Annotated in this window: 14 protein-coding genes; 8 read left to right on the top strand and 6 right to left on the bottom strand. The window is 68.2% G+C overall.

All coding sequences use genetic code 11. From position 1 onward, the window contains the following. Positions 1-33 precede the first annotated feature (33 nt). Together ABIC66_RS14565 and ABIC66_RS14560 are read right to left on the bottom strand one after the other, a co-directional pair. Positions 34-2,412 carry a TonB-dependent receptor gene (locus ABIC66_RS14565; RefSeq protein ID WP_354071002.1) on the bottom strand — a complete coding sequence of 793 codons (2,379 nt, stop codon included), beginning with the start codon at positions 2,410-2,412 and terminating at the stop codon, positions 34-36. Positions 2,413-2,535: 123 nt separating this feature from the next. Continuing rightward, on the bottom strand, positions 2,536-4,038 hold the full coding sequence (locus ABIC66_RS14560; protein ID WP_354071001.1) for a DUF1570 domain-containing protein: 1,503 nt from the start codon (positions 4,036-4,038) through the stop codon (positions 2,536-2,538). A 199-nt stretch (positions 4,039-4,237) separates the two neighbouring features. Here ABIC66_RS14560 and ABIC66_RS14555 point away from each other — a divergent pair, with 199 nt between their 5' ends. Next, positions 4,238-4,369 carry a hypothetical protein gene (locus ABIC66_RS14555; protein WP_354071000.1) on the top strand — a complete coding sequence of 44 codons (132 nt, stop codon included), beginning with the start codon at positions 4,238-4,240 and terminating at the stop codon, positions 4,367-4,369. 28 nt (positions 4,370-4,397) lie between these two features. On the opposite strand, the gene ABIC66_RS14550 is transcribed toward ABIC66_RS14555, so the two are convergent. Both ABIC66_RS14550 and ABIC66_RS14545 read right to left on the bottom strand, forming a co-directional pair. After that, complete coding sequence (locus ABIC66_RS14550; RefSeq protein ID WP_354070999.1) at positions 4,398-4,778, bottom strand: hypothetical protein; 381 nt, start codon at positions 4,776-4,778, stop codon at positions 4,398-4,400. A gap of 136 nt (positions 4,779-4,914) precedes the next feature. After that, positions 4,915-5,244 carry a DUF1491 family protein gene (locus ABIC66_RS14545; RefSeq protein ID WP_354070998.1) on the bottom strand — a complete coding sequence of 110 codons (330 nt, stop codon included), beginning with the start codon at positions 5,242-5,244 and terminating at the stop codon, positions 4,915-4,917. A gap of 76 nt (positions 5,245-5,320) precedes the next feature. Here ABIC66_RS14545 and ABIC66_RS14540 point away from each other — a divergent pair, with 76 nt between their 5' ends. Then, a complete protein-coding gene (locus tag ABIC66_RS14540; protein ID WP_354070997.1) occupies positions 5,321-6,202 on the top strand; it encodes a hypothetical protein in 882 nt (293 codons plus the stop codon). 4 nt (positions 6,203-6,206) lie between these two features. Here ABIC66_RS14540 and divJ read toward each other — a convergent pair whose 3' ends face one another. Further along, positions 6,207-7,958: a cell cycle sensor histidine kinase DivJ gene (gene divJ, locus ABIC66_RS14535; RefSeq protein ID WP_354071282.1), complete on the bottom strand. Its 1,752-nt coding sequence runs from the start codon at positions 7,956-7,958 to the stop codon at positions 6,207-6,209. A 197-nt stretch (positions 7,959-8,155) separates the two neighbouring features. Here divJ and ABIC66_RS14530 point away from each other — a divergent pair, with 197 nt between their 5' ends. The 6 genes from ABIC66_RS14530 to ABIC66_RS14505 all read left to right on the top strand — a co-directional run bounded on the left by ABIC66_RS14530 (position 8,156) and on the right by ABIC66_RS14505 (position 12,904). Beyond that, positions 8,156-8,950, top strand: a complete 795-nt coding sequence (locus ABIC66_RS14530; RefSeq protein ID WP_354070996.1) for a sensor histidine kinase — start codon at positions 8,156-8,158, stop codon at positions 8,948-8,950. Between the two features lie 37 nt (positions 8,951-8,987). Next, positions 8,988-9,455, top strand: coding sequence for a SufE family protein (locus ABIC66_RS14525; RefSeq protein ID WP_354070995.1), 468 nt, complete (start codon positions 8,988-8,990; stop codon positions 9,453-9,455). Next, a complete protein-coding gene (gene trhO, locus ABIC66_RS14520) occupies positions 9,448-10,419 on the top strand; it encodes an oxygen-dependent tRNA uridine(34) hydroxylase TrhO (protein ID WP_354070994.1) in 972 nt (323 codons plus the stop codon). The genes ABIC66_RS14525 and trhO overlap by 8 nt, the downstream gene beginning before the upstream one ends. Positions 10,420-10,474: 55 nt before the next feature. Beyond that, complete coding sequence (locus ABIC66_RS14515; protein ID WP_354070993.1) at positions 10,475-10,924, top strand: PA2169 family four-helix-bundle protein; 450 nt, start codon at positions 10,475-10,477, stop codon at positions 10,922-10,924. An 83-nt stretch (positions 10,925-11,007) separates the two neighbouring features. Then, a complete protein-coding gene (locus ABIC66_RS14510) occupies positions 11,008-11,319 on the top strand; it encodes an ArsR/SmtB family transcription factor (RefSeq protein ID WP_354070992.1) in 312 nt (103 codons plus the stop codon). Positions 11,320-11,509: 190 nt separating this feature from the next. Continuing rightward, on the top strand, positions 11,510-12,904 hold the full coding sequence (locus tag ABIC66_RS14505) for a glycoside hydrolase family 27 protein (RefSeq protein ID WP_354070991.1): 1,395 nt from the start codon (positions 11,510-11,512) through the stop codon (positions 12,902-12,904). Positions 12,905-12,974: 70 nt separating this feature from the next. Here the strand turns inward: ABIC66_RS14505 and ABIC66_RS14500 are convergent, their stop codons facing one another. Then, the gene (locus ABIC66_RS14500; RefSeq protein WP_354070990.1) at positions 12,975-13,721 is read right to left on the bottom strand and encodes a hypothetical protein; all 747 of its coding nucleotides are present in this window, start codon (positions 13,719-13,721) and stop codon (positions 12,975-12,977) included. Positions 13,722-13,818 lie beyond the last annotated feature (97 nt).

The raw sequence follows: 13,818 nt of genomic DNA, 5'->3' as shown, positions 1-13,818 counted from the left end.
TCCGGAAGGGGTCCGGAGCGCGACCCGGAAGCCCTAGAACTTCGCCGACACGCGGGCGTACCAAAGGCCGCCATCGGTGTCGTACGGCGCGTTGCGCGAATAGATCAGACCGCGCGAGGCTTGGAACGTCGCCTCGTCCGGATAGGTGTCGAACAGGTTCTCGGCCCCGACCGTCAGCTTGATCGCCTGGGTCAGCTCGGCGCTGACCGACAGGTCGACGAGCGCCTTGCCGGCGAAGGTCTGGATCAGGTCGGCGGTCCCGTTGGCCTGGGCGTCGGTCCACTCGCCCGACCAGCGGGTGCGGACCATGCCGCTGAAGCGGCCGCGCGCGTAGTCGAACGTCACATTGGCGGCGTTCTGCGGCAGGCCGTTCTCGAGGTTGATCCGAGCCAGCTTCGAGACCTCGGTCAGCTTGGAGCGGGTGACCTTGGTGTCGTTCCAGTTCCAGGCCGCCGTCACGCCGGCCTTGCCGCCCCACAGTTGGCCGCGCCACGAGCCGACCACGTCCACGCCCTGGGTGCGGGTGTCGAAGGAGTTGGTGAAGTAGCTGACCGTCGTCAGGCTGTCGGCGCCGGGCACGCCCGCCGCGACCAGCTGCGCGCGCAGGGCCGGGGTCACCGTGAAGTTCGGCGATACGGCGAAGCGATTGTCCACGTCGATGCGATAGTAGTCGACCGAGGCGGTGAAGCCGCCCCGGCGGAACACCGCGCCGAACGACAGGTTCTTGGACTCCTCCGGCTCCAGCGGCTTGCCGCCCAGGGCGATCGAGATGGGGTTGATCGGCGACAGTCGACCCGAGGTGAACAGCAGCAGGGTGGTGGTGTTCAAGCCCTGCGAGGTTCGGGTGTTGTTGATCTGACCGGCGGTCGGGGCGCGGAAGCCGGTCGAGACCGCGCCGCGCAGGGCGAAGTTCGGGGTGATTTCGTAGCGCGCGGCGATCTTGCCGTCGGTGGTCTGGCCGAACTCCGAGAAGTCCTCGTGGCGGATGGCGATGTCGGCGTCGAACTTGTCGGTGATCGGCAGATCGAGATCGACATAGGCGGCGTAGCTGGTCTGGTCCCACGACCCGGCCTGGCTGGGCGCGTAGCCCGGGAAGCCGTTCGAGCCGCTGGGAAGGCCGGCTGGCGCGCCGGGGCCGACGTCCCACGAATAGCGGTCGCCCGCTTCGATCTCGTACGTCTCCTTGCGGGCTTCCAGGCCGAGGGCCAGATTGGCCGGCTTGGCCAGCAACGACCAGGCCAGCGGGCGCGAGGCGTCCAGGTTCAGGGTCTTTTCGTCCTGGATCAGCGAACCGGCGTCGAAGCGGGTCGGCGAGGTCGGCCCGAACGAGGCGTTGATGCTATTGCTCAGGACGTAGTCGACCTTGTCGCGACCCCAGCCGGCCGAGGCGTCCCACGACCAGCCCAGGGCGTCGCCGCGCAGGCCGCCGTTGGCCGAGGCGTTGGTCTCGTCCTGGCCAAACTTCGGCGAGAAGCCGGCCGGATAGAGCTGGCTCAGCGACCAGCCGGGGAACGCCGGGCTGGTGCGGTACGAGGTGTCGGTGGCCGGGTTGCGCCAGTTGAAGTCGGTGACGCCGGTCATGTCGCTATAGGTGGCGAAGGCGTAGGCCTCGACCGTGTCGCTGACGGGAACGAGCAGGTTCAGCGAGCCGCGCCAGACGGTGCGGTCCGGCTGGCCCCAGCGCTGCACGGGATTTGGCACCTTGATCGTCGGATTGGCGGCCTGGAAGGCGACGGCGTCCGGGCGTTGGCGAGTGCGCGAGGTGGCCTCGGCGTCGGTGTAGTCGATGGCGCCGACCAGCGAACCGCCCTGCCCGATCGCCACGCCCCAGCGCGCGCCGATCTCGGTCTTCTGGCCGTCGCCGGCGAAGTAGCGGCCGGTCTGGGCGTAGCCGTCGAAGCCGGTCTTGTCGCTGAGGATGATGTTGATCACCCCGGCGATGGCGTCCGAGCCGTACTGGGCCGAGGCGCCGTCGCGCAGCACCTCGATGCGCTCGACGCCGCTGGTCCCCAGCGAGGCCAGGTCGACGCCCTGCTGGCCGCGGCCGCCCAGCACCGCCGAGCGATGACGGCGTTTACCGTTGACGAGGACCAAGGTCTGGTCGGGCGACAGGCCCCGCAGGGTGGCCGGGCGCACGAACGCCTGGCCGTCGGCGGCCGGCAGGCGCTGGACGTTGAACGACGGCGTCGTGGCCGCCAGCTTGTCCATGATCTCGTCAGAGACCGTGTTCTTCAGCGCTTCCTGGCTGACGACATCGACGGGCGCGGTCGACTCGAACGCCGTGCGGTCGACACGGCGGGTGCCGGTGACCACGACGGTGTCGACCTCGGTGGTCTCGGCCGCCACGACTTGCTGGGCGTGAGCTTGGCTGGAAAGGACCAGGGCGAGCGCGCCCCAGGCGACCGTGGACATGTACTTCATCGTCAACCTGCACTGTTCAGTTCAGCGCGGGGTAGCGGTGGGTCTTGTCAGGTCGGCGACGGAGCCGTGTTGGTTCGATGAAGGCTCCGAACCGCGTTCGCTGAAACCCGGCGCTCAACCGGCCTTGCCGGCCTTCTCGCGGATCGTCTTCAGCAGGGTCGCCGCGGCCTCGGCGCCCTTGCCGCCATGCGGGTTGTTGGCCACCGGCTCCAGCATCCGGATCGCGTCGTCGAAGCGGCCGCGCGCGGCCAGGGCCTGGCCGGTGGTCAGCGCGATTTCTTGCACCTGGGGCGCCAGCTGCGCGGTCAATTCCAGGACGTTGAGGGTGTTGTCGCTGGGATAGCCGGGCTCGCTCATCCGGGTCTTCGCGAAATCGTAGAGCGTCTGGTAGGTGTCCGGCGCGGCCTTGTTGGCGCGACCGAACAGCTTGGCGGCCTCGGCGACCAGGGCCTTGTCGGCGCCGTTCTTGGCGGCGGCCAGGCGGTTTTCGCCGGCCAGGCGCAGGGCCTCGGCGTCATCGGGATGGCTTGTCACCCAGTCGTCGAGCAGCTTGTTCGAGACCGCGATGTCGCCATAGCCGGCCTCGAACCGCGCCAGGGTCAGGACGGCCAGCCGATCGCCGGGATATTTGGCGGCCGCGTCCCGGACCGTCTTGAGCAGCTTCTCGCCCAGCGCCTTGGGCGGGCCGCGCTTGACCAGTTGGTTCTCCAGGATCAGGTCTCCCGCCGAGGCCGGCAGGTCGGTCACCACCATCGGAAACGCGGGGCGGGCCTCGCGCACCAGGGTCTTGGTCGGGATCGCGCTGCGCAGATAGACCAGCATCGTCCGCTCCAGGTCCTCGACGGCGATGCCGGTGGTCCGGGGCCAGGCCGTTAGAGGATTCTCGCCCTTGGCCGTCGCCGCGACATAGGCCGACAGCCGCTTCTTCCGTTCGGGATCCGACAGCATGTAGTGGGTCAGCAGCCAGGCCTGGCCGTAGTAGAGCGCGGCCTGCTGGTCGCTCAGCTGGCTGGGCCGCTTGGTCAGCAGGTCCTTGGCCGACACCCACGACAGATGCAGCAGGTTCGTGACCCGCCCGCCGTTCGGCGCGCCGACCAGAATCTTCCGGTCGTCGAAGTCGGCGGTCATGAAGTATTCGGCGTAGCCCTCGATCAGCCACGCCGGATAGACCCCCGGATAGTGCTGCAGCATGAAGTGATGGACGTATTCGTGCAGCACCGTGTCGTCGGCCAGGGCGCCTTGCTTGCGGATGGCCACGGCGTAGATGTCATTGACGCCGGCCGTGTAGACGCCCGCCGCGTTGTCGATGTCCGGAAACACCCGGCGCAACTGGTCGGCGCTGCGCACCAAATAGACGTCCAGCTTGCGCGCGGCGTCGTCCTGGTCAAGGGCGCGACCGTGGAACAGGCGCAGCAGGGCGTCGAACTCTTCCAGCTTGCCGGCGAAGGCCCGCAGGCCTGCCTCGCCGCCGTCGCTATAGACGACGAAGTGGGCGCTCTCGGCGCGCTGCCACTCCGCGTGGGCCTGGCCGCTTCCCAGCATCGCCAGCCCCAAAACCGCACCCAGAACCGCGCTCGGAAGTCTGCCCAAGCCCGCGCGACCGAATCCGAAACCCATGACGCCCCCAGGACCTCAACTCGAAATTGAATCTAGGCGGTCGCGCCCGCCCTTAGCAAGTCGATGCGCGCCCAAACGCGCGTCACCGTGCCCGCCAGTGCGTCAAAAAGGCCCTATTCGAAGAATGGGTTTGGAGTCATGCTTCCGTCATCCCGCACCGACGACGTCAGATCGCCGGGTGGATGGAGGAAATCGAACGATGGCCCTGCTCGACCATCATCGCGCCCACGCTCGGCGGCACCCCGCCGGCAGCGCGCTGTGCCTTGGCATCACCTTCGCGGGCCTCACGGTCCTGGCGGTGGTGATCAGTTGGATGATGACCCTGGTCTAAGCGTCGGTGGGCCTAGGCGACCCGGCTCTTAAGCAGCCAAGCGCCGCCAGACCTGACGATCGGCTTCGACATTGGTCAGGGCGCCGGCCTTCTGGCGCTGCAACAGCGCGCCCATGATTTCCACGCTCAGCTGCGCATAGCGCACCTGCACGTCCTCCTTGCGGCAACCACGGCCCGGCGCGATGAACAGCGCCGCATTGACCTCGGGCGCCTTGGCCAGGATCAAGGCCGCCAAGCGCTGGGCCCGCTCCACGTCCTTGCGATGCAGAAGCGGCTCTTCGGCGAAGAGCTCCTTGCCCAGGTCCCCAACATAGTTGAGCGACAGCGCCGCGAAACGGTCGCGCGTCATCGGCGGCGCCAACTCGGCCGCGTCGAAACTCAGGACGACGTCGTTCATCAGGAAAAGCATGGCGGATACTGATTGCTGAGCTCCCGGAGGGGGTCGAGAGCTCGCGCAGCTTGTCCCGAACACGCTTTAGGTCGGGTTTAGGAGCAGGGTTAACGACGCTCCAGGGTCGAGTTGTCCACAGACTCGCCCATAAGATTCAGGTCTCGACCGGCTCTGTCAGGAAGTGGCGTCCGTCGCGGTCCTCGATCTCGACCACCCAGACGTCGGGATCGATGCGGGCGGCGCGCTCGGCATAGGCGTCCAGGTCCGGCTCGAACTCGGAGCGGACCGGTTGCATCCAGAACCGTTCGCCGTCGCCGCGTGTGGCCTCGCTGTAGAGCCGCGCGGTCCCGGCCCGGCGGTCGACCACCTTGACCAGCACCGCCCCCGCCCGCTGGTCGCCCTTGCGGGCCACCATGGCGAAGGCCCCGCCCAGCTCGGCGCGGCGGATCAGCGCGCCGACCCAGATATCCGTCGAAAGAAGCATGCGCTAACCGAACCGAAACCACGCGGGACGTAAAGCTCGCCCCTGAAGTCTCGAAGCATACGAGAAAACACCGCCTATGACGCACCAGAAAGGTTGCGTGGCGCGATGGATCGGGGTGTCGATTGGGGTGGCCGCCATGGCCGCGCCTAGCGCGCTGCTTGCCGCCAACGCCGCCGACCAGCTCTACGAACGCACGCTGATGACGGCGGCCGACAGCCGCTGCCGACTGTTCGCGCCCTCCGTCTCGGCGGCGCTGGACGCCTCGCGGGCCCAGGCGCGGGGCGCGACCTTGCGCTCGGGGGCCAGCGAGCAGCAGGTCACGGCCCTGGAACAGCGCGCGCGGGTCAAGGCCGCCGGCGCCGCCTGCGATTCCAAGGACCTGACCCTAGCCGCCTCGCGGGTGAAGGCCGCGTTCGACGGCTATTCGCAGATGCTGAGCATGACCTATCCGGGCGACGTCTCGTCCTGGAAGGCCGAGCGCTCGGCGTCGGCGACCATCCCGGTCTGGCGGTTGTCGCAGCCCTCGGCGTTCGGCGCCGATCGGATGATGTTCGGCCTGGCCGGCCGCGCCAAGGCGGTCACCGCCGTCGCGACCTTCGACAGCGGCCCACGTCCCTATGTCGCGCGGATCATCGTCCGCGACACCAGCCGCACCTTGGGCCCCTATATCGACATGCGCGCGGGCCGGAGCCTTGCCGGCAAGGTCGCGCCGCGCAACGCCAGCCTGGTGTTCACGGCCGAGACCCGCGAGGAGGCCCCGCTCACCCTGCTGCCGACCGGCGCCAAGACCGGGCTTTCCTTCCGCTTCCCGACGGCGGCGGCCGACGCGATCGCGCAACTGGATCCGCGCGAGGCGGTGACCGTGGAGTTCGCCTTCCAGGGCCGCGGCGACGAAGTGACGCGCAAGGCGTATGTCGAGGTCGGCGATTTCGCGGCCGGGCGGGCGTTCCTGCGGTAGGGCTCTAGCGCGGCGCGAACGCGATCACGTTGTCGCCCAGGGCGGCGGGCGGCGGCGGCTCTTCGGCGGCCGGCGTTTCGGCGGGAGCCTCGGGCTGGGATTCCGACGCCTTCACGGTCACCGATTTCAGCGGCGCCAACAGCACGGGCAGCCGCACCGAAACGCTGGTGCCCGCGCCCAAGCGGCTTTCGATGGTCATGTCGCCGCCATGCAGCTTGGCGAAGGCGCGGACCAGTGACAGGCCCAGGCCCGTGCCGCGCGCGCGCTGCTCGGCGCCGCCGGCCTGCTCGTAGGGTCGGCCCAGGCGCTCGAGATCCTCGGGGGAAATGCCCACGCCGGTGTCGGCGACGATGATCTCCAGCACGCCGTCATAGCCATGCGCCGTGACCGTCACCTGGCCGCCGCGCGGGGTGAACTTCAGGGCGTTGGAGACGAGGTTCAGCACGATCTGCTTCAGGGCCCGGCGGTCGGCGTCGACCTCCAGCTCGGCCGGCGGCAGGACGCCGCGCAACTGGACGCCCGCGCCGTCGGCCTGGACGCGCAGCAAGCGCATGGCCGCCTGCACCGCTTCGCGGGCGTCGAACACTCCGCGCTGCAGCTCGAAACGCTCGGCCTCGATCTTCGACATGTCCAGCACGTCGTTGATCAGGTCCAGCAGGTGGCCGCCGCTCTCGTGGATCAGTTCGGCGTATTCGGCGTAGCGGTCGCTGAGCGGGCCGAACATCCGGGCGCGCATGATGTCCGAAAAGCCCATGATGGCATTCAGCGGCGTGCGCAGCTCGTGGCTCATATTGGCCAGGAAGCGGGCGCGGCCGGAAGCCAGGGCTTCCGCGTCGGCGCGGGCCTGGTCCAGGGCGGTCTCGCGATTGCGGTCGACGGTGACGTCGCGCAGCACGCCGACCAGCTGGTTCGGGGCCACCCGGGCCATGTCCAGCGCCACGATGCGCTCGACGCCCAGAGCCGGGTTGAAGGTCAGGCTGGCCGAGCCCTCGCGGTGGGCCTGGGCCACGGCGGCGGTCAGGCGCTGGCGGTCGCCGGGCGCGGCCGCGCCGGTCAGGCCGCGATTGACCAGGTCGACGGTGGTGACGCCGCGCGGCGGCGCGCCGCGCACAGCGGTCACCTGGCCCTGGCCCTTGATGGCGATCGCCAGGTGCGGCAGGCCGTCCAGCAGGGTCTCGAGGCCCATAATCTCGGAGGCGTAGCGGTCGTCGCGCGCGCCCTGGCGGCGACGGCCGATCAACAGGCCGGCGGCGAGGCCCAGACCCGTGGTGACGAGGGCCAGGAAACCCAGCACGAAACCCAGCGGACCGGTCGGCTCCGGCGGGGCCAGGCCCGACAGCTGGGTCAGCGCGGCGACGCAGCCGCCGATCAGGGCCAGGGCCGCGCCCTCGGCCAGCCGGCGGGGCTGGTTCAGGATCGAGGCCGCTGCGACTGGAGCCAGGCACCAGGCGGCCATGGCGCCGGAGACGCCGCCGGTCAGCACCGCCGCCAGCGCGCCGCCCACGGCCCACAGGACCAAAAGGATGGATTGGCTGCGTTCGTCTTCGCGCGTGACGAGAAGAGACGTCAGGGCCGGAACCGCGCCCGAGCCCAGGGCCGCCCATACGGGCCAGCCGCCGGCGTCGGTGAACAGGGTCGCCGCGGCCGCCAGACAGATGGCCGCCAGCCAGCCCAGGCGCCACGCGTGCGCGGGATCAAACCCCGGCGGGCGGGCCGCGGGGCGTCTGATCGGGTCTGGAAGCGTCTCGAATTCCAAAGGCCGGCCGACTTCAAGCACGGTGGGGAGGATCACCGTCGTCAAACCTTAACGCGGGCGAGCCGTTCCCCCAAGGCCGCACAATCGTCGAGCGACCTTTCCTGGTGGACGCGTTGTGGACGGAAACGGAATCGTAAGTGCCTTTGCGCATATTCCTGGGCTCAAGCCATCGCGGACAGAAGGTCCGGGAGCCTACTATGCCAGAACCGGCGTCCTTCGACGCTTCGATCGTCTCCGCATTCGCGGACCCCGACCCGGCCGAGCGCCGGGCGGCCGTGCAGGAGCGTCGACGCCTGGCCCTGGACGAGCGCAAGCGCTCGTTCCTGCGCATGGTCAGCCATGAGCTGCGCACCCCGCTCAACGCCGTGATCGGCTTTTCCGAGATCCTGTCTCAGGAGCTGTATGGCCCGCTGGGCAACGACCAGTACCGGGAATACGCCACGATCGTGCACGACAGCGGCATGAAGCTGCTGAAGCTGGTCAACCAGATCGTCGAGCTCGCTCGTCTGGAAGGCCACGTCACCGACATCGAGATGACGCCAGAGCCGCTGGACGAAGCGATCGAGGACGTGCTCGACGGCCTGCGGGCCGAGATCGCCCGGCGCGACGTCATCGTCCACGTGATCGGCGAAGGCGCCCTGCCCTCGGTGATCGCCGACAGCCGCGGCCTGCGAACCATGGTGTCGAACCTGCTGCAGAACGCCGTCACCCACTCGCCGGCCGGGGGAGTCGTGCACATCGCCGCCGCCAAGATCGGCCGCGAGATCGAGATCACCATCCGCGACCAGGGTCCCGGCGTGGAGAGCGCCGAGCTGCCGCGCCTGCTGCAGCCGTTCGAACAGGGCGGCTCGACCCTGACGCGGGTCCACGAAGGCGCCGGTCTCGGCTTGCCGATCGTCGACCTGCTGTCGCGGGCCATGGGCGGTCAGCTGAAGCTGTCCTCGAGCCTGGGCGCCGGCTTCCTGGCGCGACTGATACTTCCCGCCGCATAGGCTTGCCTTGAAGGCGCCAGCCCCCTAATTGGCCGCCATGAGCATCTCCCCCCTTGGCGCCATCGACACCGCCCTCAACGACCTCGCCGACGAGTTCGAACTGCTCGGCGACTGGGAGGAGCGCTATCGCTACGTGATCGAGCTGGGCAGGGACCTGGCCCCGCTGACCGACGCCGAACGTTCGGAAGAGAACAAGGTGCGCGGCTGTGCCAGCCAGGTGTGGCTGGTCACCGAGCCCCAGGCCGACGGGACCCTGGTGTTCCGGGGCGACAGCGACGCCCACATCGTCAGCGGCCTGATCGCCATCCTGCTCCGGCTCTATTCGGGCCGCACGCCCGCCGACATCGCCGCCTTCGACGCCAAGGCCGCCTTCGACAAGTTAGGCCTGTCCGAAGCCCTGTCGTCCCAGCGCTCCAACGGCCTGAAGTCGATGGTCGGCCGCATCCAGCGCGACGCCCAAGCCACACTTGGCCAGGCCACGCTTGGAAAGACCAGCCTTGCCTAGCTATCGCGTCGCCGCGCTCTACCGCTTCACGCGGTTCGCCGACCCGGCGGCGATCCAGGGGCCGCTCGCCGCCCTGTGCTGCGGCCTCGGCGTCAAGGGCACCCTGCTGCTGGCTCGCGAAGGGATCAACGGCACCATCGCCGGCGAGGACGCGGCCGTCGAGGCGGTGCTGGACCACATCCGCGCCCTGCCCGGCTGCGCGGACCTCCAGCCCAAGACCGCCTGGGCCGATCGGATGCCGTTCCACCGGATGAAGGTGCGGCTGAAGAAGGAGATCGTCACCCTGGGCGAGCCGGACCTGGATCCCGTCGCCAACGCCGGAACCTATGTCGAGCCGCGCGACTGGAACGCCCTGATCGCCGATCCCGACGTCGTGCTGATCGACACCCGCAACGCCTATGAGGTCGCCGTCGGCGCGTTCGAGGGCGCGATCGATCCCAAGACGGCCAGCTTCTCGGAATTCCCGGCCTGGTTCCGCGACTATCGCCAGACCCTGGAGGCCGAGCGCGGCCCCGACGCGCCACCGCTGAAGGTCGCCATGTACTGCACCGGCGGCATCCGCTGCGAGAAGTCGACCGCCTTTCTGAAGTCCGAAGGCGTCGAGCAGGTGTTCCACCTGAAGGGCGGGATCCTGGACTATCTGGAGCAGGTTCCGGAGCCGCAGAGCGCCTGGCGTGGCGAATGTTTCGTGTTCGACGAGCGGGTCGCGGTCGGCCATGGCCTGACGCCAGGCGACCACGTCCTCTGCCGGGGCTGTCGCATGCCGGTGAGCCCCGCGGCGCGGGCCTCGTCGCTCTATGTCGAGGGCGTCGCCTGCCCGGCCTGCCACGACCAGCGCAGCGACGAGCAGAAGGCTCGCGCCGCCGAGCGTCACCGCCAGGTGCTGCACTGCGAGGCGCTGGGCGTCGAGCATGTCGGCGCGGTTCAGGCCGCCCCGACCGGCCAGACGGCCAAGGATCTCTGAACCCTTCGCGTCCGCCCCGCGTTTCCCCGGCTCCCCACCACCACGGAGCCGTCCGATGCACACCAACGAAGACCACATCAAGCTCGTCAACGGCCTGGTCGAGACCACGATCGACAGCGCCGACGGCTACGCGGAGGCCGCCAAGGACGCCGACGCTTCGCGCTACCAGGACCTGTTCCAGCGTCGCGCCCAGGAGCGCCGCTCGGTCGCCTCGGAGCTACAGGACGAGGTCCGACGCCTGGGCGGCGAGCCCAAGGACGACGGCACCGTCCTGGCCGCCGCCCATCGCGCCTTCCTGAACCTGAAGGACGCCGTGACCAAGGGCGACGAGGCCGTCGTCAGCGAGGTCGAGGCCGGCGAGGACTATATCAAGGCCAAGTACGAGAAGGCCCTGCAGGACACCGACGTCGACGCCCAGACCCGCGCCGTGATCGAAAAGGCCTGGGCCTCGGTGAAGTCCGGCCACGACCAGATGCGCGACATCAAGCACATGCTGAAGCACTAGCCGGCAAGGTCGTCGTCCCGGCTCGCCGCGCGCCGCGCCGAGCCGGGATGACAATTTCGGCGCGCCACCGCATATGAAGGGCCATGGAAGACGCGCCGCGCCCGGTTCTCGATGCCCCCCTTGTTCTTGACGAGAGGCAGATCAATCTGATCGCCAAGGCCCTGGCCGAGCCCCGTCGCCGCCAGATCCTCAAGGAGATCGGCGCCAACAGCGAGCCGACCGCCTGCGGGTCGGTCGCCCAGCACGTAGCGGTCAGCGCCGCCACCTTCTCGCACCACATGAAGGAACTGGAGACAGCCGGGCTGATCCGCATCTGCCGCCAGGGCAAGTTCGCGTTCCTGGTGCTGCAGCGCGACGTCCTGAACGCCTACCTGACCCAGCTCGCCGAGATCTGACTCCGGCTTTGTCGGTACAGGCCAACGACGTTGCGGGCTACGTCACGACCACACGGCTTCCAAGCTGACGCCCCAGCGCCGAGCGGCGCAAAATGCCGCCTCCGCATCCTTAATTTTTATATTTGAATATTAGTTTTGTTAATGCAATTCCTTCGGTCCGTGGAATTCGGACAGAGTGACGAAGGCTAAGGTGATCAATCGCAAATCTCGATCCGCCCCGCGGCGGGTTTCGTACGGTCGCGCGGTGTTGGCGGCCCTCGCGGGCGTCACGTTTATGGTGGCGCCGGCCGCCCAAGCTCAGAACGCCGCCTCGGCCGGCGCGCCGCCGAAGCGCTACGTCGCGCGCACGGCGGAGGAAGTCGCGGCCGCGCGGGCCAAGCGCGTGTACGACACGGTGCAGCCCCCCAATCCGACGATCGTCCGGCCTTCGCTCGACAACAAGCGGACCGCCAATGGCCTGGCGCTTACGCCGCCGATGGGCTGGAACAGCTGGAACAAGTTCGGCTGCAAGGCCCTCACCGAGCAGGTGGTCCGCGACACCGCGAACGAGATGGCCGCCAACGGGATGCGCGATGCGGGCTATGCCTATCTCATCCTCGACGATTGCTGGGCGGGGCCGCGCGATGCGCGGGGCGACCTGACCGCGGACCCCGGGAAATTTCCCTCGGGCATGAAGGCGCTGGGCGACTATATCCACTCGAAGGGGTTGAAGTTCGGCATCTATTCCGACGCGGGCAAGCTGACCTGCGCCAAGCAGCCCGGAAGCCAGGGTCATGAGTATCAGGACGCGATGTCGTTCGCGTCCTGGGGCGTCGATTATGTGAAATATGACTGGTGCCACACCGGATCGCGCAACACCGAAGAGGCCTATGCGCTGATGGCCGACGCCTTGCGCGCGACCGGGCGCGACATCGTCTTCTCGATCTGCAACTGGGGCGTCGACCGTCCGAACGAGTTCGACAAGTCACTGCCCTGGGAATGGGGCATGAAGATCGGCAACCTCTGGCGCACCACGAGCGACATCCGCAATGACTGGCAAGGGCGCGTACGGTTTGGCCTCGGCGTGCTCGACATCGTCGACAAGAACGAGCCGCTCTATCCCTATGCCGGACCGGGGCGCTGGAATGACCCCGACATGCTCGAGGTCGGCGTCGACAAGAACGAGGGGCTCACCTGGGAAGAGCAGCGCTCGCATTTCAGCCTTTGGGCGATGATGGCCGCGCCGCTTATCGCCGGCAATGACCTGACCATCATGGATGAGGCGACGAAAGACATCCTTCTCAACAAGGAGGTCATCGCGGTCGATCAGGACCAGCTTGGCGCGCAGGGCCGCCGTGTCCGCGACGAGGGCGATCTGGAAGTGTGGTCGAAACCGCTCGCCGATGGCGGTCGGGCGGTGCTGCTGTTCAATCGCTCCGGCGACCGCGCGCGCATAGCGACGAAATGGTCCGAGCACGGCTATCCCGACGCGCTGCGGGTTGCGGTGCGCGACCTGTGGGCGCATCGCGATCTCGGCCGGATCAAGGGCGGTTTCTCCGCCGAGGTCCCATCGCATGGCGTGGTCATGCTTCGGGTCAAGCCATAGCGCTCTTGCTGCTTATCGAAGCGCCGTGAAGTCAGACGAAGCGGGGGCGACGGCGCTATGAACGCTTCAGCTACTTCTTGCCGCGGGTCACCCCGAGCTTCGAGAGATCCAAGCCTCCAGTGTTGAACGTGACTGCTTGTGTTCCCGCTTCGTAATAGGTGAGCTCCACACGCGTGACTTTGGCTCCCGCCACGAGGTTCATGGCCGAACGTCCGGAAGAGAAGAACAAGATTTCGGAGCTGTGGTCGGCTGACGTGGACATGGAGATCGCCCGCCGCTGGCCATCGTCCAAGCGAATGTGCCCGGTGCAGCCGTCATAGCTGTCACATAGGATCTGGCCGCTGCCATTGAGCCGGAAGTACGTGTCGAGGCCAAACTTCGCGCTATTGCGGATGCAGAGGTCGGCGGTTACCGGCTCATAGGGCGAATTGAGCGAGACCAGGTCGCTGGAAGTCACGCAGGCCGTTCGCGTATGCCTATCATTCATCGGGTCAACATCGTCGGTGTAGCGCCACGTTTCAGCAACGGGGATGGAAGGCGCGGGCGAACTGCTGGGGTTCGACGCGGTCGCGTTGACCGGATCATCATTGGACGACGGTGACGTAGCGCCCGTCGGCCCTCTACATTGCGAGAGCAAGGCCATCAGGAGGAGAAGGCCGACTACCACAGCTAGAGCCACGCCGACGCCGTTGCGCGAAGGTTTTTGGCCGGCGGGGTTCGCAGCGGGAGCAACAATCGGCGGCGCCTGCTGTGCACGCCGCGCCTCCAGCTCAGCAAGCCGACGCTTCAGCTCCGCGATCTCTTCTTCGTCTGACAATTCACGCCCCCGCGCTTGAGAGCGCCACCATAGCGAGCCGCCTGGCCTATGCGCAATCGCGGGCGCTGTTGCCCCGGCGCGAGGATTACTGAGGGGC

Origin of the sequence: Caulobacter sp. 1776 (genome assembly GCF_040545685.1) — a bacterium.
Classification (GTDB): Bacteria; Pseudomonadota; Alphaproteobacteria; order Caulobacterales; family Caulobacteraceae; genus Caulobacter.
The sequence above is the reverse complement of the archived record's forward strand: the minus strand, read 5'-3'. Positions and strand labels throughout refer to the sequence as shown.